Raw genomic sequence first — 24,104 nt, 5'->3', positions numbered from 1 at the left:
CTTGGGTGAGAGCGACGCTGTAAAAACAGAGCTGGCACGAACGCCCATGCGGCTGATTGCGCAATTCTCGAACCGCGAAAAAATCTGCCTCACGCCCGATCGCCAGTGCTCACTCAAGACGCCAAGAAGGCGAATACAAAAGCAGGGTTGAGGGTTAATTCTCTCAACTCTCACCCCTTGCTCCTGAGCTTTTCCATGATCCGCGGCAGCGAGATCATCGTCACCCCATCACCCACCGGAAATTCATCATCGCCGCCATACACAACGTATTTGTGAGTCGCGCCCACGTCTTCACATGTACTGCTGAAATGCTTGCCCAGTTTGGGGGCGACTCCGTGTTTTATTTCAACAGCCCAGGTTTCTGCCGAGGAAAAGTTAATAACCAGATCAATTTCAGCTCCTGCGGCAGTGCGGTAATAATAGGTTTCAGCGCGACGGGGCAGCACGGAATGAATATTTTCAACGGCAAAGCCTTCCCAGCTTTTCCCGAGCACCGGGTTCGACAGCAAAGACTCGTAATCATCAATACCAAGGAGCCGGTGCAGTATGCCTGTGTCTCTGATATAGAAGCGCGGGGATTTTATCAGCCGTTTTTTTACGTTGTTATGCCAGGGCTCCAGACGCCTTACCAGGAGCAGATCAACAAGAATATCGATGTAATGGCTGACTGTCTTGCCGTCAATTTCGAGATTGCCGCCAAGCTTGGAGCAGTTGGCCGTCTCTCCCTGGTTGTGCGCCAACATCGTCCACAACCGCCGCAACCTGTTTGCTGGTACCCGAAACCCCATTTGCGGCACATCGCGTTCCAGGTAAGTGCGGATGAGATTCTCCTGCCAATCCATGGCCAGGGCATCATCGTCCGCCAGATAACTATCCGGAAAACCGCCCCTGAACCAGAGATTCAAGAGGGCGTCCCTATTATGTCCCGTTTCCAGCACATTCAGCCCGCTCATTTCAATATAGCTGATGCGCCCGGCCAAACTTTCAGAAGACTGCCGCAGCAAATCCATCGAGGCCGATCCAAGCAAAAGAAATTGGCCGGCCTTCCTTCCCCGTTCTCTGTTCTTGTCGATGATGCCGCGCAAAACTCCAAACAAATCGGGGGCACGCTGGATTTCATCCAGGATGACCAGCTTATCGCCGTGACCACTCAAATAACTGCCGGGGTCGCTCAATTTGAGCAAGTCTTCCGGTGCTTCCAGATCCAGATAGATCGTGTTCTGGTGTTTGGCAATCGTCTTGGCCAGGGTGGTTTTGCCGACCTGACGCGCACCCAGCAATGCCACCGACGGGTATTGCGCCATGCTTTTCTGGAGTCTGTCTGCTAGAAATCGCTTCAACATACCTTGCATTTTAGGAACCTACATCCATTTTTGCAAGGTAAATGCAATTACTGGGCACTGAGGAGCGTCTTTAAGCGGGTGTCGAACGCAGATGAGCGCTGATCAACACAGATAAAAAAGCAAATGCTTTGGGTTTTAAACCCTCAGATTCATACTTTTTTCATCAGCGTTTATCCTGTTCATCAGCGTTCATAAAATTCTTTTGCGGCGTTGCGTGAGAATGGTTTTCAATCATCAACTCTACGATCGCGGAAAAAGCGAAAGTACATCCGCCGCCATGGCACGCATGATGTTGTCTCTGGCATATTTTTCAATAAATGTGGTGCGCCTGACATTCTCCCGTTTCAACGCATCAAAACTGCTGACCGCCGCTTCGACATCGCAGGGCGCAAACACCGCGGCATTGTCGATTTCGGCGCGAACGAACTCGGCTGCATATTCAAAGAGCTTCGACAGGAAGCTTTAAGTGGGTGTCCAATAGTTACCCAAAGGTTGACATGGCGAGTGTCAACCTTTAGACGGTGACAAAGCTTTGATTATAAAGTCCATTCCACGGGAAAGCTCATCCCAGTATGCGGCGCGCAGCCGCTTTTCAACACCCTGTTTCGTAATCCTTAATTCTTTCCCAATCGTTTCATATATTTGATGTTGCAGGCGATATCGAATCGTCTCGCACTGAAGCGCGGTCCAGCGGTTCTCAATCGCCCTTGCCCACCGTCAGTTCGCCGATGCCGATGGCGGAACGAAAGGAAGGGGCGGGGCTGAGGCCGGAGGTTCACAACAGAGTACGCATCAGAACCACAAATGCATAAGCATCCTGTGGCCTTTGCAAAACGAACTGGAATTCGTCTCCTTGCACGACACTGAAGCTAAGAGGCGCATAAACCGCCTCGGGCAAAATCTCTCCAGCGGCCGCGGCAGTCTCTTTCAGCGCCTGATCCAGTCGTTGCCTTTGGTCACGCGGATAAAAACAAAAAATTTGTCTTTAAACCCTTAAATTTCATGCTTTTCCCTCAGCGTTCATCCCATTCATCAGCGTTCAGAAAAATTCTTAGAAGCCCTTCGTCTGTTTCTTGCCTTTGTGATCACTGATTTTTAACCCGTTCGCATTCTCCTGTTACCACATCTACCAGTACAGTCCAGAAGCCGTCCTGCGTGAGTGTTTCAGCCACAACCGATGGCGGTAGAAAGCGGCGCATTTCCGACAAAAATTCTTTTTGATACAAAGGGTCTGACCGTAGCTCGGCCAGTCGCTGCACGAGCCGGCTCAAAAAATCGCTTCGATCCAGGCGACGATCGACAACCTTATGCCATACCAGATCCACCGGCAACGCGACGCCTTGCTGATTTAGCCAGACAATATCCCAAAGATCACGGTTTTTGAGACGGTTCGGACGCATGGCGAACGCGACGATTTTATCGGCGAAAATCTCTGCCCGGCTCTGGGCCTGTATAATCAGACCCGAGGTTCCCATCTCGACCGCATAGTGGTTGCGCAGCATCACGGGGCGCCGATCATGGCTCGGCAGCGCACAAATATCGATATTGATGCGTTGGGCCGGTAAATGTTTGCGGTCAGGACGCGTCATCATCCTTAGCTTCCAGGTAGCAACATTGCCCTCTTCGCGAACCGGCTCACTGACAGAGACCGGCAGACCGTATTTTACCTTCAGCCGCTCAACAAGAACAGCGCCAAGCTCCATCAGAGCGTCTTTAGTGAAATCCGCTCCTCCGGTAAAATCCAGATATTCACTCAAGCGCGGCGAGCCGTAGCAGGTACGCAGGCAGGTTCCGCCGATGAACGTCAGCTTCTGCAAAAATCCGGCACGGCTCATTTCACGAAGAATGTCATGGTGCAGCAGCTCTTTTTCCACCACAACCCGCAAAGAAGAAAATTGCGGCAGGCTGCGTATCGCTTCGTCAACCAGTTGATCAAACAAGCTCATTGGCAAGACTCCAATCCACCAGGTCGGTATTGCGGCGAGTCAGCTTCATGTCGAGCAGAGCCAATGCCACCGAGGCGCGCCAGAGGCGACATTCCCTGTCATAGGTCAACTGGTTGGCAACATCGTCCGGTTTGCGTTTGGTGTGAATATATTCGATATGCCCGAATTCGCCACAATCAACAATGTGGCTGCGCCCAGACGACATCAAAGTAATCCAGTTTAGAGGAATCTGGGAGATGACCCCGGCATCGCTGAGCACCGATTCAAGGCTTAAGTAATTAAAAGCATCAGCGCGTAGTTTGACAGCAGTATGAAACAGAATATGCCCTGCCGGGTAGTTGATACGCTGATATAGATAGATCCCCTTACAGACCCGCTTGAGAATGCCGCTTTTTTGCGCGCGGCTTAGCAACGCCTTGAATGACCCCGGACCGGCATCCGGCAATGCGCCACGCAGATCATCCAGAGCAAAAAGATAATTCTCCGAATCGGCAAGGTTGTCCAGAATCCGGCTGAGTTGTTTTATCGGCTGCATCAAAAAGATCCACACAGGGTGACAGTTTTTGTGACTTTGTGTATACCATTAATGCCTGAAATGTTCAAGTATTGGTTTAGACTTTTCTCTGAGCCCTCTGCGATCTCCGCGTGATAAAGTTTTTCCAGTCAAAGACCTGACCGTCACTTGCGCAACGAACATGGTAATGCCAGTCATACCAACAAAGGAGGTCTGCCATGCCGACGGCGACGAGTAAAATCACATCCAAGTATCAAGCGACCATCCCGGACCCGGTGCGTAAAGTTCTGCACTTAAAAGCTGGAGGTGCCATTGCTTTTGACATTGAGGACAACCAGATTCGCATCAGAAAAGCGCGCCCCATAGACTTCTCCTTTGCCAAGGCACGCGAACAAACTCTCAGCGAATGGGAATCGGCCACAGATGAGGAGGCATATCGTGACCTTTAATGCCTTCGATCACGCAAAAGTGATAGCACATCTTCCGCCATGGTCCGCATGATGTTGTCTCTGGCATATTTCTCAATAAACCCCGTACGCTGGACATTCTCGAGTTTCAGCGTATCAAAGCTCTGCACCGCCGCTTCGACATCGCAGGGGTCAAAAACTGCGGCATTGCCAATCTCGGCCTGGACGAACTCGGCGGCGTAGCCTGCTACCCCAGCCCAGACCGGCTTGCCTAACGCGGCGTATTCAAACAACTTTGACGGCAGCACCTTGCGGAAGGCATCGTAATCGTTCAAATGCAGAAACAAAATGTCGGCGTTGCGATATTCGACCAGCAGTTGCTCGCGCTTCACGGGCGGCACCACTTCGACGTTGCGGCACTCAAACTCGGCCAAGCGCTGCTCAAGTCGCGCCCGGCGACCGCCATCGCCGACCAAGCGGAATTTGACTTTTCCATCCAAGCGATTGGCGAGTTCGGGAATTATGGCATGCAACCCCTGCCCTTCCCCCATATTGCCGGCATAAAGCACCGTGACAGGCTCTTGGAGTGCTGCACCGCGTTGGGGCTCACCTTCATGGATTTCCTTCCCCGCAGCAATAAATACGTCATCGATGCCGTTGGTGAAAAATGACAATTCCTTGCCCGGATAGCGCTGCTGGAAATAGTCAGCAAAACCGGCGGAGACCAGGTTGATTTTATCCGCGCGGTTCATCGTCCAGCGTTCAAGCCCAGAGAAAACCGGTTTGGCGGCCAACGCCGCTTTCTTTGGCAGAACATCCTTGATTGTATCGACAAAAATGTCGCGAATATCCAGATATAGGCGCGCACTCTTTTTTCGCGCCACATAGGCGCTGAGCGCCGCCGTCATCAAACGTGACGAAGTTCCGTAAACCAGCGCGTAATCCTCCGCACGGGTCAACTCCAGAACCTTCTTGGCAAATGCCATAAATGCCTTGGTCTGATCGCCCATCCCGCTTTGATGCGCCGGCAGTTTGACCCGGCGAATTCTCAAACAGTCATGCGCCTCCTCTTCCGGAGCCTCACTGGAAAAACTCTGATAGCGATTGGGCAGGGTGGTAATCAGATCAATTTCCGCCCCTTCAGGCAACTGCTCAAGGAGCGCGTGGACCAAGGCGGTCGTGCGAAAAGACCCGGCGGACAGGTCGGGGGAATAGTAAAAACTCAACAGCAGGATTTTCATCTCATTCTGTCCATTCTATCTGCGTAACCAACTCACCCGTACCGATTTCAGCGACCAGGCATTGATTCGGCACCGCAACACCAAAGGCAGGGTGCCAGGTTGTTTGCTCAACGCGCAGCGTTTCCGCACCTATGACGCGCACTGCAACGCCGTGCACGTCGGCCAGAGATAAGCGCCAACCGTCATCGTTCACGAGTTCCGCCTGCACATCCGGATGCAGATGCAGCCGCGCCTGAGCCCGGCCGAAACGGCCCTCCAGCCGGTCATGCAGAGTCAGACGCCCTTCGACGAAATCCCAACGTCGCCGATGCACGACCTTGCCCGGCAGTCGTCGATAGCCGTCATGGGCACAGTCCACAAACACCCCTTTGGACGTCATTCCGCATGTCAATGCCAATGGATAGGCACGGCGGGCCACACGAAATCCGCCCCAAACCTCCGTTGAGTTTTCGCCGTCGACGGTCAGCGTATTGTGGGCGGTGGTACCGCGCTGGCGTTCCCGTTCAGTTGTTTTCTCATAAGTCGAGGTGCCGCTGTCGACGAAAACCCGCTGCCCGAAAAGGGAGAGCTCAAAATTGAGCGTGTCGGCATGAGCATGGCCGGGCAGATAGTCAGGGCCGACCGGCGCGACATCCACCAGCAGCACCGCCGGACCCTTTTCGCAACGGATGTAGCCGGTTTCCGGAAACCGGAGAATAGGATCAGGGGGATAACTCTGACGCGCGAGATCCAGACGCCCGGCATAAGCATCCAACTCCTGCCAGCGTGGCGCGATTTGAAAAGCGGCATCGTTGAAAAGGGCAATATCACCGTCCGGATGACTCATGGCGATCAGCCAAGCGCGCATGCATACATGAGCCCCCAGCCAGTCAACGGGTATCTCACGCCCATAGGCACGATAAAGATTGATCAGGTCGAGCAGATCATCGAGGATAATCGCGTGATACATGGGGCTGCGCTCAAAATGCCCCCCGTCTTCAAGGATCTGTTCCGGCATCTGTGCATCAAGAATTTTCAGGCCACGGCTCAACCAGGCCTGCGCCTCATCCCCCGCAAAAAAAAGACCGGCGAACACCAACGCCTTGGCATTGGCCCACAAGTGGTTGCCGAGCAGATGATACTCCAGCCGTTTGAGCAGATAACGGGTCTGCACAGCCAAACTATCCAGCGCCTCGGCGGGGAGTTCATTGCCGGCCAGCGCCCATTTGATCCAATTGACGACACGCAGAGAGATGGGATAAGGCTCCCAGCCGTTACCAACCGCCGGAGGATTCTCGGCAATCCAGCGCCGGATCAAAGCAAGATGAGCATCGCGGCGCGCAGCAGCATCTGTTGCGCACAGGTCGTCAAAGTAATGCAGATTATACAGCCAGAGCTTAGGGCGTTGCGGGTGATTCCAGTCGGTGGCGGATTCGAGAGAATATTCGACGTTAAGGAAGCGAAAACGGCCTGGTGAGACCATCGAGACGGGCTTGGCCGTCGGCTCTGCCCAAAGACCTTGGCGTTGGCGAACGACAGGCGCAGGGCGCAGATCAGGCGCTGCACTCCGCAAGCGATACCACAGGCGATAGAAAATTTGACGCAGCCGCAGGTAGCGAACAGTGTGGATAATTCGGAGTAAGTTTTCTAATTGTCGTACTGAAAATCGCATTACACCTACAATGAACTCGTAAAATACCTTTAAACCAGCCTCACGCCCGTTCGCTTCGCTCACTCAAGCCGCAAAGGCGCGAAGAAAATCTTAAGCCTTTTTTCCTTTATGTCCTTCTTTGCGACTTTGCGGCTTTGCGTGAGACGCCCTTGCATTTATTGCCCCCGCAACAATTCCGCCGCTTCGATGCTGACCCGCGCCACCTCAAATATCTCATCCGCCGGAATCGGCGCCGACATGCCCTGCTCGATTGCCGTCAGAAAAACCGCCGCACAGGCACTCTGCCCCTTATCCTGGCGCCAGAGGTTCATCTTCTTGAATCCGGGCCAGCCGTATCCCTTGAGCTTGCGAAAGTTATCCAGTTGCAAGACCCGACCGCCCGCAAACACTTCGATGCGCTCCTTGGGAAAACTTGCCGCCCCATTGGCCAGATAGTGAATGGTACCGAATGAGCCATCGGCAAAACCCAGGGTAATCACCGCCTTGTCCTCAACGACCTGAACACCGGGATGGTTCCCCATGCGCCGCGCCTGAACTGAAATGATTTCACTCCCCGCAAGAAAACGCATCAGATCGATGAAGTGGCAAGCTTCGCCGATAATGCGCCCACCGCCCACGGAAATATCCTGAGTCCAATGATCTGCCGGAATGGCTCCCGCATTCATCGTCATTATGAAAGATTTGGGTTCCTTGACCGTGTCTAATAATTCTTTCATCTTCTGGACCTGCGGAGCGAAGCGGCGGTTGAAACCGAGCATTAGAAGCGGGGACGGGGGACGAGGGACGAGGGACGCGTAAAGCTTTTCCAGATCCGATAACTCTTCGGTGTTAATGGCCAGGGGTTTTTCAACGAATACATGCTTACCTGCCTTGAGAGCTTGGGCGACGAGGCGAGCGTGGGTGTCGTGGCGCGTGACGATGACAACCGTGTTGATTTTGTCATTCGCCAGCATCGCTTCAACATCCGTCGAAGCCTCGGCAAAGCCGGCTTTGTCGCCGTGAATCACACCGCTGATACCGCCGGAGGTCACGATGGTGTGAAACTGCCCCCCCGCAGCCCTAAAGGCCGGGATCAGAACGCGCGAGGCATAGTTTCCGGCGCCGACAAAACCGATGGTCGGCTTTGCCGGGGTGAATTGAACATCGGGGCGCAGCACCACCCGGCGCTCCCTGCGTGCGGCAACATCCGCAGAGTATTGCAGCAAAATGCCCAGCGCCGAACGGTCATCCGATAATACCTGATAAGCCTGCGGAGCCTCTTCAAAGGCAAAGCGGTGGGTAATCAGCGGCTGCATATCCAGTCGCCCGGTGGCCATCATATCGAGGATGGCTTCGAAATTGCGCTGTTCGGTCCAGCGGACAAAACCCAGGGGATAGTCCTGGCCCTTTTCTTCGTAATTCGGGTCGTATCGGCCTGGGCCATAGGAACAGGAGACCTGAAAACTGAGTTCCTTTTCGTAAAAGTCAGCCCGGTTCAGCTCAAGGCCTGTCACTCCGACTAGCACGATTCGCCCGCGCTTTCGGCACATACGCGCTGCCTGAGTCACCGGATCGCTGGATTTAGTCGATGCCGTGATGAGGACTGCGTCCACACCCTGGCCGCGGCTGAATGCCATGCCGGCGGCGACAGGATCTTCCCCCATCCCTGGGTTGCAGATTTCGGCACCGAACTGACGGGCCAGATCCAATTTTCCCTGGTCAAAGTCGATAGCTAGCACCCGGCACCCCTGAGCGCGTAGCAACTGAACGGTGACAAGCCCGATCAGCCCCACTCCGGTCACGACGACAGATTCACCCAGAGTCGGTCCCACCAGGCGGATGCCTTGTAAGCCGATACTTGCCAGAACGGTAAAAGCCGCTGCTTCATCATCCACGTTCTCGGGGACGCGCGCGCACAGATTTTTCGGCACCTTGACCAGGTCGGCATGGGGTCCGTTGGACACCACACGATCTCCCACTTTAAACCCATCAACACCAGCGCCGACCTCTGCGACCACTCCCACATTGCAATAGCCCAGCGGCAAGGGTTGGGCCAGTTTGGAGCGCACCGCATCGACCGTGGTCAGCAAGCCATCGGTCTTGACCTTTTCCAGCACCATCTTGACTTTGTCGGGCTGCTGTCGGGCTTTTTGCAGATAGGACGCCCTACCGAAATCAACCAGCATGCGCTCGGTACCTGCGGACACGAGTGTTGTGGTGGTATTGATGAGAAGAGTGCCGGGACTGACTGTGGGAGAAGGGGCTTCGACGATGGAAGTGCCGCCTTTGGCCATATCTTGTAATATCTGTTTCACTAAAACCCCTCAAAAAAATATCTCACGCCCGTTCGCTGTGCTCACTTAAGCCGCAAAGGCGCGAAGTAAATCTTGAACCCATTTCTTTTATGCCCTTCTTTGCGTCTTTGCGGCTTTGCCTGAGACTGCGATTTAAATGCCGTTTGCAACCCGCGATATGCCATTCTTTATCAGGTTCTCTCCAAAATTCACCAGAAGACCTAGCTTTCTGTCGCTGAGCCGCAAGTAGGTCAATAATTGCTTCTAATGCACTGGCGCGACCTTTTCCACCGATTTCAACTCGACGATGACCTTATCTTCAACGACGAGATCCGCCCGGAACCCTTCATCAAATTGCATGCCTGCATAAATCAGGGGGATGGGTTGCTGCTTGCAGACCGAGAGCCCCCGCTGTGTCAACTCGAAAGCGAGCACTGATTCATATACAGATTCAAGCAAACCAGGTCCGAGAGTCGTATGCACCTTGAAACATGAATCGACGATCTGCGTCGCAATCTCATTCTCTGACATTTGTCTCACGCCCGTTCGCTATGCTCATTTAAGCCGCAAAGGCGCGAAGTAAATCTTGAACCCATTTCTTTTATGTCCTTCTTAGCGCCTTAGCGGCTTTGCGTGAGACAGAATCTACAAAAGATTTTCTAAATGCCCAACAATCCGCTCAGCCGCACGTCCATCCCACGTCTCAGGAATCCCCCCTTTTTTCCATTGCCCCGCCATCAACCTGGCAAGCGCCGGGGCAAGGTTGGCGGGATCGGTGCCGATCAGTTCATTGGTGCCGATTGTGACTGTCTCGGGGCGCTCGGTGTTGTCACGCAGGGTCAGGCAGGGGATGCCCATGACGGTGGTTTCCTCCGTGATGCCGCCGGAATCGGTGATCACGCCCTTGGCGTGTTTGACCAGATAGTTGAATTCCAGATAACCCTGGGGATCGACATAATGAATGTTGGGAATCTGGCCTGCCAGGTTCTGAAGATTTTTTGCAGTGCGCGGGTGAACGGGAAAGATGATCGGCAACCCCGCCGTTCCCTTGGAGATGGCCTGCAGCAGGCGCAGCAGATGATGTTCGCCATCCACGTTGGCCGGGCGATGCAGGGTCACGACAAAGTAGTTACCGGATTCAAGGTCCAGTTCCTGCCAGAACTCCGGTAGGCGGAAGCGGGGCATCTGCTTCATGAGGGTATCGATCATGGTGTTGCCGACAAAAAAGATATTCTCGTCAGCCACGCCACTACGCCGCAGGTTGTCGCCTGCAGTGGCACTGGTGGTGAAAAACCAGTTGGTAATGGAATCGGTCACTACCCGGTTGATCTCCTCGGGCATGGCCCAATCACCGGAACGAATTCCGCCCTCCACATGCGCCACGGGAACACCGAGCTTGCGCGCCGCGATAGAGCAGGCCATGGTTGAGGTGACATCACCCACCACCAGGCACAAATCGCTGCGCTGCTCCAGCAACAGTTTTTCGTAGCGCACCATGATGGCGGCGGTTTGCTCGGCTTGGGTTCCCGAACCGACTTCAAGGTTGACGTCCGGGGCGGGGATGCCGAGTTGTTCGAAAAACCCGCCGGACATGGCGTGGTCGTAGTGTTGACCGGTGTGGATGAGGCGGTAGCGGAGTTGCCCGCCACTGGCTTCGGCCAGCTTTAAGGCGTCGATTATTGGGGAGATCTTCATGAAGTTGGGGCGGGCGCCGGCGATGAGGTCAATTGTTTTTGTCATGGGATTCTGAATACTCGATTGCGATTATTTCTGTTCAGAACTGTTTAGCGCAAATTGAAAGAGGGCTTTTGTCTGCTCTACAGCTTCACTATTTTCGACGTATCCGGTGGCATACGCCAAAGCTTTCTTACGCATGTACAAATGATCTTCCGGCGAAAGCTTGGCAACACTTTCAATGGCATCGGCGAAAGCCGCGTGATCGTAGGGGTCGATATCCCAGCCGACACCTGCTTCTTCAAGGTTTCGCCATGGCGTGGTGTTGCCAATAAGTATGGGTAAACCCGCAGCAAGCGCTTCCAGAATTGCGTGCCCAAAATTTTCTCCGAGCGTAGGCAAAAAGAAAAGATCGTATCGTGACAGGGTCGTGGCCACATCATCGTGGTGGATTTCGCTGCAAAACCGAACATCTATGTTCTTTGGCAATGCGGATGCTACCCTCTGACATTCTTTCAAATAAGCGATATCCTCTGCACGGGAGGTTGGGCCATAAACATCAAAGCGGACACCCGTTTGAACAGATGCAAACGATTGCAAAGCTCCCATCAGATTTTTTTTCTCGGAGACACGCGAGAGAAACACTACTTTCAGCGGCGAGGATTTGGGAAGGAAATCACCAGAGGACAAAGAAGGCAGAGAAATATTCTGGGCTATTTTAATTTGGATTCCTGTACCGAAAACATCCTGGATCAACGCAGCCTCCTCTGCGGTGGTCGCCTGCCAGATTATCTTTTTATGGAATCCCAAGAAACGAAAAAGCCAAATGTACAATTTCTTTTTTGGCGATTTGATTCCTAAAGCTCCGGGTGAGAATTCGCCACGGGGGCAGAGGATGGTTGGTTTACGGAAAAAAAAGATATTTGCCAAAAAAGGTCTTAGCGTGAACCCAGGGTTAAAGAAACTATTTAAATACAAAACCCCAAAGGAGTCTTCTCGCAAAACATCATAAACACCCCTTAAAGTCTGCCTTTTAGGACTTAGGTAAAAAACTTTGGCAAGCCCGACTTGATTCCATGAATCAGGAAAAACGGATGGATATGATTCATCCTCACCAGAGTCGCGATCTTTGGTGACAATCCGGAACTGAAAATCGCTCCCAGCAGTTTCTACAATGCTGGAGATGGTGCGGATGGGGCCACCGGATTTGTAGCCGGGAAGATAATATTCGACAAAAACCAATACCTTCAATTGCCATTTTCCATTTTTTTAATGATTTTTGCCGGATTTCCACCAACAATCGCACGAGGAGGAACTGGCTTAGTAACTACAGCCCCCGCTGCGATGACGCTACCATCCCCAATATGTTTAACGTTGTGCAATATTAAAGCCCTAGCACCAACCCATACATTAGCCCCTATCTCAAGCGGACAACCAACAGGCTTACTTCTTGGGTCGATACCATGGTCGTGACTTTGAATCATTACGTCCTCAGACAAAAGGGCCCCTTTACGGATGACTACACCGCCCGAAAAATCTATATGACAACCCTTGTTTATTTGCACCCCATCCTCAAGCTTTAAATTGTTAGAGATTTCAGCTCCGAGATAAACACCCCTTCCAATATGGACATTTTTCCCAAGTGAGACCTGCGCAGGGTGACGGATTGTTGTGCCTGACTGTACAATAGAGCCTTTGCCGCATTTACCCAAATTGCCACGATGACACCAAGTGCTGATTAGATCTAAAATTCTGAAAAACAACGAACGGGCTATCGAAAACAGCGCTATGGGCAGTCCGCTCAACTGACCATTCCAAACTTTGTTAAACACTGGCAATCTTCTCCCCGAACTGTTTTTTAACCTGCATCGCATGGGTCACATCAAACCGAGAAAGGTACTCAAGTATGGCGCAAGCTGAGCCATCTGATAGAATTTTTCGCAATTGTGAATTTCTGATTAAAACTTCAATTGCATCTGCAAGTGCGTTCGAATCATTTTTTGGCACAAACAGTGCGCTTTTTTCATGTACAAGCAAAGAAGGAATAGAGCCAACCGCAGTTGTAATAATCGGTAGCGAAGAAAGCATTGCCTCGTAAACCACTCTCGGGAAACCCTCATTAAAGCTTGGCAAAACAAAAATGTCAGCACCTTGGTACATTTTTTTCAGCTTGTCTTTATCTTTAATCAGACCATGAAAGTGTACAGATTTTGAAATACCAAGGCGCGTTGAATATTCAACTAACGCATCATATTCCGCCCCCCCCCCAACAACATCCAGGCTAATTACAATGTCTTTTTTATAAAGAATTGATACCGCGTCAAGTAACACATAAACACCCTTGGCTCGCTCTAACCTGCCAACAAATAATAGTTTTATTGCTTTTCCAAATCGATCCACATCGCGAGTGAACAGGTCGTCTGCCGAAAAATCAATCATAGGGGCTACTAAATTGACTCGCGGATTGAATGGCCTTACCCTGGAAACCAACTCCTCACCGTTGGCCAAAATAAAATGCGCATGTGTAACAATCATTCGATCAAAGAAATTACGAGGTGTAAAGTCACACCGGATATAAAGGCCAAAGCGTTTACGCACCAGAACAGAAGTCAATGCACAAAGCCACGGCAAATGACCGTTAAAAAAAAGATAGACACAATCACTTCTCCTAGCCTCAGCCAAAAAGAGGGAAAAAAGCCGTAGATAATCAAAAACCTTGCCAAATCTTCCATGCCTCACAGTCGCTTTGTTGAGCAAAGCCACCCTTGAATCAATTTCGGAAGCGAGCAAATTTCCCTTTTCAAGGTCTCTGATCGAGACAACAGGTTCCAGCCAAGAAGTAGCCTTAAAGAGCCCTGCGGCATCCTTAAGGAAATGTGCAGTGTGCTTGTCCTTATAGAAATGACCGTCTTTAGTTGTTGTGGGCCCGTTACCAACGATAATGACTTTCACAAACATTATCCTTTCGGATTGTATAGCGGCAGATGTCGTATTATCCCTTTATGATTTATATTGGAAACAAAATTTCCATCACAAGAAGATTTAATCTTCAGAAAGGGTAAAAGAAAAAACAGTGCTACAAAAATTCCCATATTTCCGCTGATTATGTTTGTTAAAACTCCAGTGCTGATGAAAAGAGAAAGTGAAATTGAGATCTTTACATAAATTGCATAAATAAAAAATGATCTATCGATATTATCGTGGAAGAAACAATGGAAAACTTTACACATAGCCCCATATAAAAAACAGCCAAAGAAAATACCTGGGATAAATAGAGAAAAAACACAGGCACCAATAAGCCCCGGAACATACCCATAATTAGGGTTGCCGGCTATAATCTCAGAAGTTAATATAGCGGCATGTTCTGGTATTTGAAGTTTTATACCGAGAAGGCCTTGAGGAACCTGTGATATTAATGCAGACAAAATATCATTGTAAAAAAGTCGCAATTCATAGTTACCAAATTCCACAACACCTGCTTGCATGGAATTTACAGCGTGGATTGTGTAACGAGAAAACTCTAGCAAAACGGGATATAGTTCACTAACCACACTATAACGCTGTAATGAAATTTGCTGAGCCGCGGACATATCACCAATTGCTAAATAATGACCAAGAGTGGCGATGTAGGCTTTTCCATATACTATTAGAAGGAGCAATCCAGTGAAAAAAGCAAATGCGAATCTCCATGGAATTTTTTTTTCAAAATTAGCAAAAATAACCATAAGCCCAAAAAGTGAAAAAAACAAAAAACCTCTACTCGCGTGTGCGAAGCCAACAACCAAAAACAAGGACAGTGCTAATAAAAAAATCCAAAACGATTTTCTTTTTAAAAAATGAACTCTACTTAGGTTTTTAATAAAAAATAAGAATGCCGCATATAAGGCAACGACACTTAAGGGCCTGATTAACTTCCAAAGAAAAGCAAATGTACCTGTCTCAACATTCAACCCTGAATGTCTCGACAACACAAGGGACACCACCATATTCTTAACGCCCCCGTAATCAAAAGAAAACAGAATAAACATGCCGAAAATTATCATAAGAAAAGAAAAATAAAGGAACGGCAGTTTTTTTACCTTAAAGCGCATTGAGACAATGTAAAATTTCATAGGTGTAAAATTATAGCCGGCCAAAAATGAGAGATAGCCGAACCATGCAAGCAGGGGCGTATACCACTGGGAAATATAAAATTTTAAACCACGAAGATTATGAATTGATACTAAATCCTCAGCAATAAATAAACTAACGACAGGCGAAATCACATAAAACACACAAAAAACAAAATTAAAAATAGACAAAAAATCTATTATACTGTTTTTATTTCGCCTATATTCGACCAGCGCAATAAAAGCCAGCAACGCAAAGTACGAAAAACCCTGAAATGCTATAAATTCTGGTTTTGTAATCAACTCAAACTCTTATCTGGCTGACTCATCAATCGCTGTGCCCGCGAGCCCCACGTATATTTTTTAATAAAGTCAGAATAGGCGTTTTCCCCGAGCGATTTGCCCAAAAAACTATCGTCTCTTATGCTTGCCAGTGCCTCTATCCATTCCACTTGGCTGCAAAAATGGCATAGCAAGGCATTTTTTTTGTCAACGAGTACTTCTCGTAACACTGGAAAATTTGTACATATAATCGGTTTTCCCGCAGCCATGTATTCAAATATTTTTAATGGGGACATCCACTGCAATGTATTTCCCTTTCCTAGCCCCGCTATACTTATGTCTTCTTGGTAAGGGGCAATTAGAACATCACAGCCGACTCGGAAATTTTGAGCATCCACGTATGGCAAAAAACCATGAAAATATAGATTGTCGATGTAACTAAATTCTGAAATACAGCGGGCAAGGTCATCCTGCCCCCCTCCCACGACATGAAAATCGGCCCATTCTCTGCAGGCCAAAGCGAGGCTTGCTATATGTTCAATACCACGCCCCCTATATAGATGCCCCACGTATCCCACCTGCAACCGCTTCCCTGCATTTGGAAAAACAACAGGCTCGATATCGGGAGGGATTGGGTCAGCACCATCAGGGGCCACTTGGATTTTATTTCTGGTTGCGGGATAGTTTTTTTCATAATAATCTTTGAGCGCATTGGTAATAACTACCAATTTTTGAAGATTGGGATCTTTAATAATCTTTCGAAACATCCAGTCAGAAATTTTACCAGCGTCTTCAAGTGGCGCGTGGGATTCAAAAAACACTGGTTGACCAAACCTTGCCGCAAAATAGCAACCAGGCGCATTCCTGCAATACACAAGATCCGGGCTTAATTCTTTTGCCTTTCGTGCCGCTAAAAACCCATAAATATACCCTCGCCCTTTCAAGGGAAGCCATGGGATTTTTACAATTTCAAAGCATTTTTCCACACCATAATATTCATAACAATCCCCCACACTAGGCTCATATTCTGCCTTCCGGTCAGGCGCCAGCAACACAACCTCGTGGCCGTTCTTCGCAAAGGCCTGACACATTTTCATGACGTGGATGCTGTTGGCAGCGCGAGAGGGGATGGCTGAGCTGGAGATATAAACGATTTTCACTTTTTCGCCTTGCCGATGATTGCAACCAAGTGATAGCCATTTTGACCGTTGGCATATCTGTTTTTCTTCCAAACACAATTCCAGGCAAGCCGCATAAAAGGTTTAAGTTCAAAACTGAATAACCTGTTGTCAAAAGTTCTTTTAAAAAAATCAAACCAGATGGGCTTATTATAAATATACTCGTGCTCAATTATTTCCAGCATCGCCCCGCTTTGCCCTAACTGTTTTTCCAAAAGGTCCAATGTGTAGTGGCGATAATGCTTTTTATTTAACGGAATGACCGTCGTTGGGACAGACAAAACAATCCTGCCATTCTCTTCGAGGCGCTCCGATAATTTGCAAAAAAAACTGGCGATTAAATCATCAGGAATATGTTCTAAAACCTCTATTGCGGCGACAATATCAAATTTTTCGCCCAACTCCCCAACATCCGAAGCAGAAAATTGGCAATTTGGATGAAAAGCCCTCGCAAAGGCAATCGCCCTTTCAGATAGGTCGCAACCAACACGCACAGGAATGCTCGTCGGCAGATTCCCAATAAAATAACCGTCTCCACAACCCACCTCAAGAACGGACCGGGGATTTATTTCCGAAACCTTCTCCCTGATATGCCTTTGGTAACACAAGTAGTCGAACCCCCAATTGAGTTTACGCATCAAACTTGGAGTGCCATTTTTGTCAAAATGGGGGATATAGTGATAAGGAAACTCATATTGAGAATCCTGAATCTCAAATTTATTACGTAATTTCATTATATTCATGTGCCTTGTAAAAAATTTCTAGGGAAACTAGAAGTGAAATAATCTGGGCGTGGTTTTCTCCACTGGAAAGATGCTCTTGCCATATCTTTCTTATATCAATCCAGTCAATTAACTGGCGCATATCAAGATCATGTAAAGACTTATCAGCAAGCCGCTTAAGATCCTCTTTATTACAATAGCCCTGTTCAAAGTCTATATAATTTAAGCCATGAGGTGGCTTAGGAATTAATGCTGGCAGACATTTATTCCCCATCAATGTCAATCTATTTCTCACCCTCTTTTGAAAAAGAGCAAAACTCCCTGCTGTCAACGGCAAACCTCTATTGTTTTTAAGAGGCAGACTAAAAAGCTCAGGGTAACTATATAAAAGAATTTTCTTAAAAATACTTTGGTTTTCGCGATAATTCCTAGGCAAATTAAGAGCAAAGTCAAACCATTTTTCATTCAAATATGGGGCAATATGTGTATAACCTTTTTGTAAAACAAGGGGCCTAATGTAGAACCTTTGCCGAATAAAAAAATCCAACTGGTCATCCAGTGAGAGGTTCCCTCTATAATATTCACCAAGAGGCAATGCTTCGCTTAGCTGGCAACCATATTCACCCTTTGTATAGTTATTCCATTTAGAAAAAACTTCTTTGGCCTGTTCCCACGTCTTACTTTCCACAGAGGGCAAATGTGCGCCGGTTAGCGCCTCCCCCAAAAATCCGCTTAGAAAAACACTCTCGCTTCCAAAGCCCCTAAATACCTGACTAAACAGATAACCTTCCAGCAAGGCGATCGGTCGATTAAAGCACTTGGCGTATTCAATCAATTCTTTTTCGCAAAACCTGATTTCATTTAAATCAATAGCCTTGTTGTGTACCCCTGCTTTTTTTGCAACCAGTTGCCCGATTTCGTAATCCAGCGCCCCGGGAATGCCCAAAGTCACAGTTTGAATTTTTTCTTTCGGCAAATGCCTTAAAAGACCAGCCAATATGCCCCGTGAATCCATCCCGCCACTTATCGGGATAACGACCTTCTTATTTTCAATTTTTTTAGCTATATCGGCAAAAATGCTATCAAGAATGCCTGATCCTTCCTCAATCAAACTCTTTTCGTCAGCCTTATTTTCCTCGGGTTTAGGTGCGATATTGTAACGGGAAAGCAAGCCGGCCACATTGACAGGCTTTGGGCTCGGTAAATATCCGAAATGAAGAAAGGCGTTCACTTCATCCTTTGTTAGGGGGACGCACTTCAACTCAAACCCTCCTTGCCAGCAAATAAGCTTCAATGGCCAACATGGCACAAGACCAACTCAGATAATAAACTAAATAAGCCACCCCGGCACCGATGAGGCCAAGTGAAGGCAAGGCGACATAAAGCACAGAAAAATAAACAATGGTGCTGCCGATATGGACCCAAAAGGTTGTATGCGGTAGACCCATGGCAAGCATGGCGGGTTGCAGCGGAAAGGCGATTGTTGCAACAACGATTGCCATCATGTACCAGAGCAAAACGCCTACGGCATCCAGGTATTCAGCGCCTACCGTGAAAAGGAAAATGTATTCTGAAAAGAAATAAAATCCAAGCCAGACCAAGGCCGCAAACATCCCGGCAATCAGTGATGAGCGAAGGCCGAAAAAAATGAAGTTTTTTATCTCGCCCCTCGTAAAAAGCTTTGCAAGTTCTGGATAAATCGCTTGATAAAGCGGGTCTATAGTTTTCTGAATAACCGAAGCGAACTGTTTGGCAATTTTATAAAGCCCGACTGCCGCCGGCCCAAGAAAACCTGCAATGATCATGACATCAAGCTCACGCGACGTCATGCGTATCGAGCTGTTAATATTGGTCGTCCAAACAAACGCCCATATCCCTTTAAATTTTTGAGATATGGCCTTGGTACTGCTCCCCCAGAGCCCCCGATACCCTTTTGCCGTCAATTCCTGTCCAGCGAAGAAAACCAGAACAAGCTTGCCGACAACATCGACCACCGCCCACACCAGCAGAAATGCCCACAACCCCGCCCCACTGAAAAACGCGATTGTCACGCCGACCAACTTAATGACCGAGGCGATGACATTCTGGTAAGCCACCAGTTTGAATTTGTTGAACAACCTGAGAATAGCCGTCGGGGTGCCGTTGATGTGAAAAAGGATGGTGAAACTGTACAGAGCCGCCATCAGCACAAGCTGGTCATCCCACCCACGCCACTGCCCCACGAACCAGGCAGCGCAGGCGGCTACAACCGCCCCCAGAACCGCCGTTGCGCCATCCAGCAGAAACCCGAATTTTATGAGGGATTTGAAGTCCTCACGGCGCTCTTTCTCCAAAGCATCCGCGCCGTACTTGATAATGGCCTGCCAACTCTGAAAATTAACCAGCCTGTCGACGATCAGCACATAGGTGGTGATCAGCACCAAAAAACCAAACTGCTCGACACCCAACGCGCGGGCAGTCAACGCCAGGGATGCCAGCCCCAGCAGGGAGGCAATCATATTGCCACTGAACAAGACGGCTGCATTTTTGAACAGGCGCCGCAGCAGGTCATCCTGCACCCACTGGCGCGGCGAACCGATGGATCTAAAAGCTTTCGCCAACAAGCTTAGAGCCCCGCATCCTGGCGTAATTCCTCGGCCTTATTGGTTTGTTCCCACGGAAACTCGTTGCGGCCAAAATGCCCATACGCTGCAGTTGCCTGATAGATGGGGCGCAGCAGATCCAGCATGGCAATCAGCCCTTTGGGCCGCAAATCAAAATGGCGACGAATCAACGCCTCAATCTTTTCCTCGTCGATAACGGCGGTGCCAAAGGTGTCAACGGCAACACTGGTCGGTTCCGCGACACCGATCGCATAGGAAACCTGGAGTTCGCATTTGCTGGCCAATCCTGCGGCCACAATATTTTTGGCAATGTAACGGGCGGCATAGGTAGCGGAGCGATCCACCTTGGAAGGGTCCTTTCCGGAAAAGGCACCTCCTCCGTGGCGTGCAAACCCACCATAGGTATCTACGATAACCTTTCGGCCGGTCAGGCCGCAATCCCCGACGGGACCACCGATGACGAAGCGGCCGGTGGGGTTGACATGAATACGCGTTGAATTATCCAGCCACTCTGCGGGGAGAACGGGCTTGATGATCTCATCAATGACCGCTTCTTTAAGATCCTTGGCCGAGATGTCTGGATCATGCTGCGTGGACAGCACCACAGCGTCAACACCGACCGGCTTACCGTCGACGTAGCGTAAGGTGACCTGACTCTTAGCGTCGGGGCGTAGCCAGGGGAGAATCCTTTTTTTGCGGAGCTGGCTCTGACGCTGCACCAGGCGGTGGGCGTAGGTAATGGCAGCGGGCATAAGCACATCGGTTTCATCGCAGGCAAAACCAAACATCAATCCCTGGTCGCCGGCGCCCTGCTCATGGCCCTCGTATTCATCGACACCCTGTGCAATATCCGGGGACTGTTTCCCGAGCATATTGTTCACGGAGCAGGTATTGCCGTCAAAACCCAGATCTGAGTGGTCGTAGCCAATATCGGTCACCACCTTGCGCACCAGTTCTTCCAAATCTACCCATACGCCAGTGGTCACTTCCCCGGCAAGAATCACCGCACCGGTTTTCAGCATGGTTTCGCAGGCGACACGCGCGTTTTTATCCTGCCGCAGAATAGCATCGAGGACGGCATCAGAAATTTGATCAGCCATCTTGTCGGGGTGCCCCTCAGACACCGATTCTGAAGTAAAAGTCGTCAGTCTTGACATGAAATCTCCATTTTTTCTGTGTATTATTTGAACCGAGCAAACGGGGTCAAATCTTTATTGTTGACAAACCCTTTGTTCTTCTACGTCCATCAATTTGAATTTGCCCCTCTCGCGCCTTGGCGGCTTTGCGTGAAACCCAAACCCAAAAACCTGCCTCACGCCCGTTCGCTACGCACTCTCAAAACACAATGAACGCGGGGAAAGACTTTTTGGTGAACGCAGATAAAGGCGGATTTACGCAGATGAGAACCTTTCAAGCATGACACGCATTAAACATGTCCTCAATCGACCAAATAATCAGGGCTTTTCCAGAAAACAACTGATTTTATCGTAAATTGCTTTTACAGCTTGCCGATACCGCGCGATGTCGCTCGGCAAAGGCCGGCCATGAGGCAACAGGCCGAAGTCCGAAGGGTAGCGGGCTTCAAGGCAAACCGTACTCAATTCGCCAAGAACGTCCTCATCACATTCGACCGCAACGCAACCCTGAACCAACTCGTCAAAGAGATGGGGTCAAATCTTTAATATTGACAAGACTTTCATCCCTCTTTGCCCGCGGGTGGGTATATCTCTATTCGCGCCTTGGCGACATTGCGTGAAACCCGAACTCATAAAACCTGCCTCACGCCCGTTCGCTGCGCTCTCTCAAGCCGCGAGGACGCAAAGTGAAAATCAGGCCCCGCCAGTGTCCAGCAACCTTTTGCCATGAACAACGGCAGCAATCGTCACCACGGTCTCCTCAACTCGATAAATAATCCGGTAATTGACGGCAAACACTTCGCGAATAGCAGCGTCTCTCATCTCGGGAACTACCCGCCCAGATAGTGGGTACTGCACCAAAAGCCTAGTCGCAGCGACGATCCTGGCCACAACGGATCGTGCATAAAACGGTGAGTCTTTCTCGATATATTCAGCAATCTCCTCGACATCGGACAACGCCTGCTGAGACCAGACTATTCGGTGAGCCACTTTTTCAAGCGGAGTTCCGCCTCCTCCTGTGAATAGACACTCTGATCTTCAGCCACCCTTAGGCCATGCTTGATCTTTTCCAGAACATACAGATGATACTGGACATCTTCCAGCGAGCAGTCTTCGGGAAGCCTGTCGAGAAGATCCCTGACCTCTTCCTTGGCGGTGTTCATCGGCAACTACCCCTTCACATGTCGGACCCTACCGGGGCCTGACCAAGCCAACCTTTTGTTTCTACGACAAAATACCCAAAAAAGCGACCCTTAGCCTTTTCCAAAATGAAATGAGTCTGAAGGGTCTCCAGGAGAGATGGGGTCAAATCTTTATTGTTGACAAGTCCTTCATCCCTCTTTGTCCCCGGTTGGCATATGTCTCTCTTCGCGCCTTGGCGGCTTTGCGTGAAGCCCGATCTTTTAAAACCTGCCTCACGCCCGCTCGCTAACCCTCACTCAAGCCGCAAAGAGAGCCAAGGAGCCAGGACTATACCCTTTTGGGCCATCTTCCATGTCTCAAGGACGATTAACCTCTTCGTCCCGAACTGCCTCCAGCATATCGTTCAAACGTGGCCGCACTGTTGGGATATCCTCCTTTACGGTGCGCCAGACAACCTCAAGACTCACACCGACATAATCATGAATCAACTTGTCGCGCATTCCCGCTAAGCTTTTCCACGGGATATCAGGGAATCTCCGTCTCAAATGAACCGGTATCTTTTTAGCCGCTTCGCCAATGATTTCCAGGCTCCGAATGACAGCAAAAACGGTTTTATCATCTTTCTTGAATGCCTGAAGGTTCATTGAGTCAGTGAAATCCTCAGCTTTATCCATCGCATCGAGAATATCGCCCAGATAATCTTGAACCAAGCGCGGCTCTTTCATATCGGCAGAACTTCTTTTTCGATTCGCCGGCCGATAGCAGGTTTGAGGGCTTCCTTCTGCACCAGGTCGACAGGTATGCCAACTAACCGTGAGATATCTCGTTCAAGATCAAGAAAGCGCAGCATTCCGGGCACTTCAGAAAACTCAACCAGAACATCGAGATCGCTGCCGCGACGTTGCTCACCACGAACGTATGACCCAAATAGGCCAAGAGATCGAACTGAGTATTCACGGCGCAGACGCGGGATTTCCTGACGGAGACGTTCAGCCACCTGTTGCACATCGAGATTTTCTTTTTTTATCCTTCCCATGATTTCTCCCGAGGCACAGAAACAGAAATGGGGTCAAATCTTTATTGTTGACAAGCTCTTTACCCTTCATCGCCCGCAATTGGAATTTGCCCCTCTTCGCGTCTTGGCGGCTTTGCGTGAAAACCAAACCCAAAAACCTGCCTCACGCCCGTTCGCTGCGCACTCTCAAAACACAATGAACGCGGGGAAAGACTTTTTGGTGAACGCAGATAAAGGCGGATTTACGCAGATGAAAACATTTAAACCAAATCTCAGGATAATACCTCAAAACCCTGAAACTTTATCTGGGTACACCTTGCGAATTTATCGGGTTTATGCCTTTGACCTTATCTGCGTTCAAAAAAATGACCTTGAAGATCTTGAACCTCATCAATAAAAGGGAGACGAATTTTCCGGGGATTCCGGGGTCGGACCAAACCAACTACCTGTTTCTACGACAAAATGCACAAAAAAGCGACTCATTTAATATCTTACAACGTCAACTCCGCCACCAAAAACAGGGCAAATCGGCCCCCTGCCCTTCTTCGCGCCTTGGCGGCTCTGCGTGAAACCCAAACCCAAAAACCTGCCTCACGCCCGTCGCGGTGACGACCTTTAATTCTCGCGCCGTAGGGTCAGAGGCAAAAAACCATACATGGGTTTCAAGTGTTGAATGGTCAAATTCTCGCAATAGCAATAGCAATAGCAAGACTTAAGTTGCCCGATCCACCCAATAATCAGGATCACGATGCTGATGGGCAACGGCGACTTGGGGTCGGTCGTCAATAGCGGACACCAAACCTTTATGCTGCTCGTAGTTCTTTGAAATATTGCTGCTCGTAGGCGGCCGGTGACAGATAGCCCAGC

The 24,104-nt window shown here is 49.6% G+C and carries 23 protein-coding genes and 1 pseudogene; 3 read left to right on the top strand and 21 right to left on the bottom strand.

All coding sequences use genetic code 11. From position 1 onward, the window contains the following. Window positions 1–170: 170 nt before the first annotated feature. The gene (locus tag GFER_RS16700) at window positions 171–1,304 is read right to left on the bottom strand and encodes an ATP-binding protein (RefSeq protein ID WP_235264120.1); all 1,134 of its coding nucleotides are present in this window, start codon (window positions 1,302–1,304) and stop codon (window positions 171–173) included. Window positions 1,305–1,563: 259 nt separating this feature from the next. On the opposite strand from GFER_RS16700, the gene GFER_RS18815 reads away from it, so the two are divergent. After that, on the top strand, window positions 1,564–1,809 hold the full coding sequence (locus GFER_RS18815; RefSeq protein ID WP_139172205.1) for a hypothetical protein: 246 nt from the start codon (window positions 1,564–1,566) through the stop codon (window positions 1,807–1,809). Window positions 1,810–2,428: 619 nt separating this feature from the next. Here the strand turns inward: GFER_RS18815 and GFER_RS16695 are convergent. Both GFER_RS16695 and abiEi read right to left on the bottom strand, forming a co-directional pair. Next, the gene (locus GFER_RS16695) at window positions 2,429–3,289 is read right to left on the bottom strand and encodes a nucleotidyl transferase AbiEii/AbiGii toxin family protein (RefSeq protein WP_040101184.1); all 861 of its coding nucleotides are present in this window, start codon (window positions 3,287–3,289) and stop codon (window positions 2,429–2,431) included. Then, entirely contained in the window at window positions 3,276–3,824 is a 549-nt protein-coding gene (abiEi, locus tag GFER_RS16690; protein WP_040101182.1) for a type IV toxin-antitoxin system AbiEi family antitoxin, read from the bottom strand. The genes GFER_RS16695 and abiEi overlap by 14 nt, the downstream gene beginning before the upstream one ends. 197 nt (window positions 3,825–4,021) lie before the next feature. Here abiEi and GFER_RS16685 point away from each other — a divergent pair, with 197 nt between their 5' ends. Beyond that, the gene (locus tag GFER_RS16685; protein ID WP_040101181.1) at window positions 4,022–4,252 is read left to right on the top strand and encodes an AbrB/MazE/SpoVT family DNA-binding domain-containing protein; all 231 of its coding nucleotides are present in this window, start codon (window positions 4,022–4,024) and stop codon (window positions 4,250–4,252) included. Here GFER_RS16685 and GFER_RS16680 read toward each other — a convergent pair. The 18 genes and pseudogenes from GFER_RS16680 to GFER_RS16600 all read right to left on the bottom strand — a co-directional run bounded on the left by GFER_RS16680 (window position 4,249) and on the right by GFER_RS16600 (window position 23,258). Next, entirely contained in the window at window positions 4,249–5,451 is a 1,203-nt protein-coding gene (locus GFER_RS16680) for a glycosyltransferase family 4 protein (RefSeq protein ID WP_040101180.1), read from the bottom strand. The two genes, GFER_RS16685 and GFER_RS16680, sit on opposite strands and share 4 nt — an antisense overlap. A 1-nt stretch (window position 5,452) precedes the next feature. Continuing rightward, complete coding sequence (locus tag GFER_RS16675; protein WP_200889360.1) at window positions 5,453–6,913, bottom strand: heparinase II/III family protein; 1,461 nt, start codon at window positions 6,911–6,913, stop codon at window positions 5,453–5,455. A 344-nt stretch (window positions 6,914–7,257) separates the two neighbouring features. After that, a complete protein-coding gene (locus GFER_RS16670) occupies window positions 7,258–9,396 on the bottom strand; it encodes a bi-domain-containing oxidoreductase (protein ID WP_040101179.1) in 2,139 nt (712 codons plus the stop codon). Between the two features lie 132 nt (window positions 9,397–9,528). Then, a pseudogene (locus GFER_RS16665) lies at window positions 9,529–9,906 on the bottom strand (GxxExxY protein). Between the two features lie 114 nt (window positions 9,907–10,020). Beyond that, window positions 10,021–11,115 (bottom strand): non-hydrolyzing UDP-N-acetylglucosamine 2-epimerase, encoded by a 1,095-nt coding sequence (wecB, locus tag GFER_RS16660; protein WP_040101178.1) that lies wholly within the window; start codon window positions 11,113–11,115, stop codon window positions 10,021–10,023. 24 nt (window positions 11,116–11,139) lie between these two features. Beyond that, the gene (locus GFER_RS16655) at window positions 11,140–12,300 is read right to left on the bottom strand and encodes a glycosyltransferase (protein WP_052446535.1); all 1,161 of its coding nucleotides are present in this window, start codon (window positions 12,298–12,300) and stop codon (window positions 11,140–11,142) included. Beyond that, complete coding sequence (locus GFER_RS19615; RefSeq protein WP_161807428.1) at window positions 12,297–12,881, bottom strand: acyltransferase; 585 nt, start codon at window positions 12,879–12,881, stop codon at window positions 12,297–12,299. Before GFER_RS19615 ends, GFER_RS16655 begins: the two co-directional genes overlap by 4 nt. Continuing rightward, entirely contained in the window at window positions 12,874–14,001 is a 1,128-nt protein-coding gene (locus GFER_RS18000; protein ID WP_161807427.1) for a glycosyltransferase, read from the bottom strand. Before GFER_RS18000 ends, GFER_RS19615 begins: the two co-directional genes overlap by 8 nt. 5 nt (window positions 14,002–14,006) lie before the next feature. Continuing rightward, complete coding sequence (locus tag GFER_RS16645) at window positions 14,007–15,461, bottom strand: O-antigen polymerase (protein ID WP_040101177.1); 1,455 nt, start codon at window positions 15,459–15,461, stop codon at window positions 14,007–14,009. Further along, on the bottom strand, window positions 15,458–16,600 hold the full coding sequence (locus GFER_RS16640; protein WP_040101176.1) for a glycosyltransferase family 4 protein: 1,143 nt from the start codon (window positions 16,598–16,600) through the stop codon (window positions 15,458–15,460). Before GFER_RS16640 ends, GFER_RS16645 begins: the two co-directional genes overlap by 4 nt. Then, a complete protein-coding gene (locus GFER_RS16635) occupies window positions 16,597–17,352 on the bottom strand; it encodes a class I SAM-dependent methyltransferase (protein ID WP_040101175.1) in 756 nt (251 codons plus the stop codon). Before GFER_RS16635 ends, GFER_RS16640 begins: the two co-directional genes overlap by 4 nt. Next, the gene (locus tag GFER_RS16630; RefSeq protein ID WP_139172204.1) at window positions 17,339–18,571 is read right to left on the bottom strand and encodes an adenine nucleotide alpha hydrolase family protein; all 1,233 of its coding nucleotides are present in this window, start codon (window positions 18,569–18,571) and stop codon (window positions 17,339–17,341) included. Before GFER_RS16630 ends, GFER_RS16635 begins: the two co-directional genes overlap by 14 nt. 31 nt (window positions 18,572–18,602) lie before the next feature. Beyond that, window positions 18,603–19,943, bottom strand: a complete 1,341-nt coding sequence (locus GFER_RS16625; protein WP_040101173.1) for a lipopolysaccharide biosynthesis protein — start codon at window positions 19,941–19,943, stop codon at window positions 18,603–18,605. A 2-nt stretch (window positions 19,944–19,945) separates the two neighbouring features. Continuing rightward, window positions 19,946–21,100: a methionine adenosyltransferase gene (gene metK / locus GFER_RS16620; RefSeq protein ID WP_040101172.1), complete on the bottom strand. Its 1,155-nt coding sequence runs from the start codon at window positions 21,098–21,100 to the stop codon at window positions 19,946–19,948. Between the two features lie 672 nt (window positions 21,101–21,772). Then, on the bottom strand, window positions 21,773–22,069 hold the full coding sequence (locus GFER_RS16615) for a type II toxin-antitoxin system RelE/ParE family toxin (RefSeq protein WP_040101171.1): 297 nt from the start codon (window positions 22,067–22,069) through the stop codon (window positions 21,773–21,775). Next, a complete protein-coding gene (locus GFER_RS16610) occupies window positions 22,054–22,242 on the bottom strand; it encodes a hypothetical protein (RefSeq protein ID WP_040101170.1) in 189 nt (62 codons plus the stop codon). Before GFER_RS16610 ends, GFER_RS16615 begins: the two co-directional genes overlap by 16 nt. A 336-nt stretch (window positions 22,243–22,578) precedes the next feature. Then, the gene (locus GFER_RS16605) at window positions 22,579–22,947 is read right to left on the bottom strand and encodes a HepT-like ribonuclease domain-containing protein (protein WP_040101169.1); all 369 of its coding nucleotides are present in this window, start codon (window positions 22,945–22,947) and stop codon (window positions 22,579–22,581) included. After that, the gene (locus tag GFER_RS16600; protein ID WP_040101168.1) at window positions 22,944–23,258 is read right to left on the bottom strand and encodes a nucleotidyltransferase family protein; all 315 of its coding nucleotides are present in this window, start codon (window positions 23,256–23,258) and stop codon (window positions 22,944–22,946) included. The genes GFER_RS16605 and GFER_RS16600 overlap by 4 nt, the downstream gene beginning before the upstream one ends. Here GFER_RS16600 and GFER_RS16595 point away from each other — a divergent pair. Further along, on the top strand, window positions 23,257–23,634 hold the full coding sequence (locus tag GFER_RS16595) for a hypothetical protein (protein ID WP_040101167.1): 378 nt from the start codon (window positions 23,257–23,259) through the stop codon (window positions 23,632–23,634). The genes GFER_RS16600 and GFER_RS16595 overlap by 2 nt on opposite strands. Window positions 23,635–24,104 lie beyond the last annotated feature (470 nt).

The organism is Geoalkalibacter ferrihydriticus DSM 17813 (genome assembly GCF_000820505.1).
GTDB classification, from domain to species: Bacteria; Desulfobacterota; Desulfuromonadia; order Desulfuromonadales; family Geoalkalibacteraceae; genus Geoalkalibacter; species Geoalkalibacter ferrihydriticus.
This window is presented reverse-complemented; position numbering and strand designations above follow the sequence as displayed.

What these genes read in the sequence shown, in the direction of transcription:
- metK (WP_040101172.1), bottom strand. Translation starts at nt 21,100, where the DNA reads ATGTCAAGACTGACGACTTTTACTTCAGAATCGGTGTCTGAGGGGCAC.
- wecB (WP_040101178.1), bottom strand. Translation starts at nt 11,115, where the DNA reads ATGACAAAAACAATTGACCTCATCGCCGGCGCCCGCCCCAACTTCATG.
- GFER_RS16610 (WP_040101170.1), bottom strand. Translation starts at nt 22,242, where the DNA reads ATGAACACCGCCAAGGAAGAGGTCAGGGATCTTCTCGACAGGCTTCCC.
- GFER_RS16680 (WP_040101180.1), bottom strand. Translation starts at nt 5,451, where the DNA reads ATGAAAATCCTGCTGTTGAGTTTTTACTATTCCCCCGACCTGTCCGCC.
- GFER_RS18815 (WP_139172205.1), top strand. Translation starts at nt 1,564, where the DNA reads ATGGTTTTCAATCATCAACTCTACGATCGCGGAAAAAGCGAAAGTACA.
- GFER_RS16600 (WP_040101168.1), bottom strand. Translation starts at nt 23,258, where the DNA reads ATGGGAAGGATAAAAAAAGAAAATCTCGATGTGCAACAGGTGGCTGAA.
- GFER_RS16635 (WP_040101175.1), bottom strand. Translation starts at nt 17,352, where the DNA reads ATGAAATTACGTAATAAATTTGAGATTCAGGATTCTCAATATGAGTTT.
- GFER_RS16700 (WP_235264120.1), bottom strand. Translation starts at nt 1,304, where the DNA reads ATGGCGCAATACCCGTCGGTGGCATTGCTGGGTGCGCGTCAGGTCGGC.
- GFER_RS16595 (WP_040101167.1), top strand. Translation starts at nt 23,257, where the DNA reads ATGATTTCTCCCGAGGCACAGAAACAGAAATGGGGTCAAATCTTTATT.
- abiEi (WP_040101182.1), bottom strand. Translation starts at nt 3,824, where the DNA reads ATGCAGCCGATAAAACAACTCAGCCGGATTCTGGACAACCTTGCCGAT.
- GFER_RS16605 (WP_040101169.1), bottom strand. Translation starts at nt 22,947, where the DNA reads ATGAAAGAGCCGCGCTTGGTTCAAGATTATCTGGGCGATATTCTCGAT.
- GFER_RS16685 (WP_040101181.1), top strand. Translation starts at nt 4,022, where the DNA reads ATGCCGACGGCGACGAGTAAAATCACATCCAAGTATCAAGCGACCATC.
- GFER_RS16695 (WP_040101184.1), bottom strand. Translation starts at nt 3,289, where the DNA reads ATGAGCTTGTTTGATCAACTGGTTGACGAAGCGATACGCAGCCTGCCG.
- GFER_RS16675 (WP_200889360.1), bottom strand. Translation starts at nt 6,913, where the DNA reads ATGGTCTCACCAGGCCGTTTTCGCTTCCTTAACGTCGAATATTCTCTC.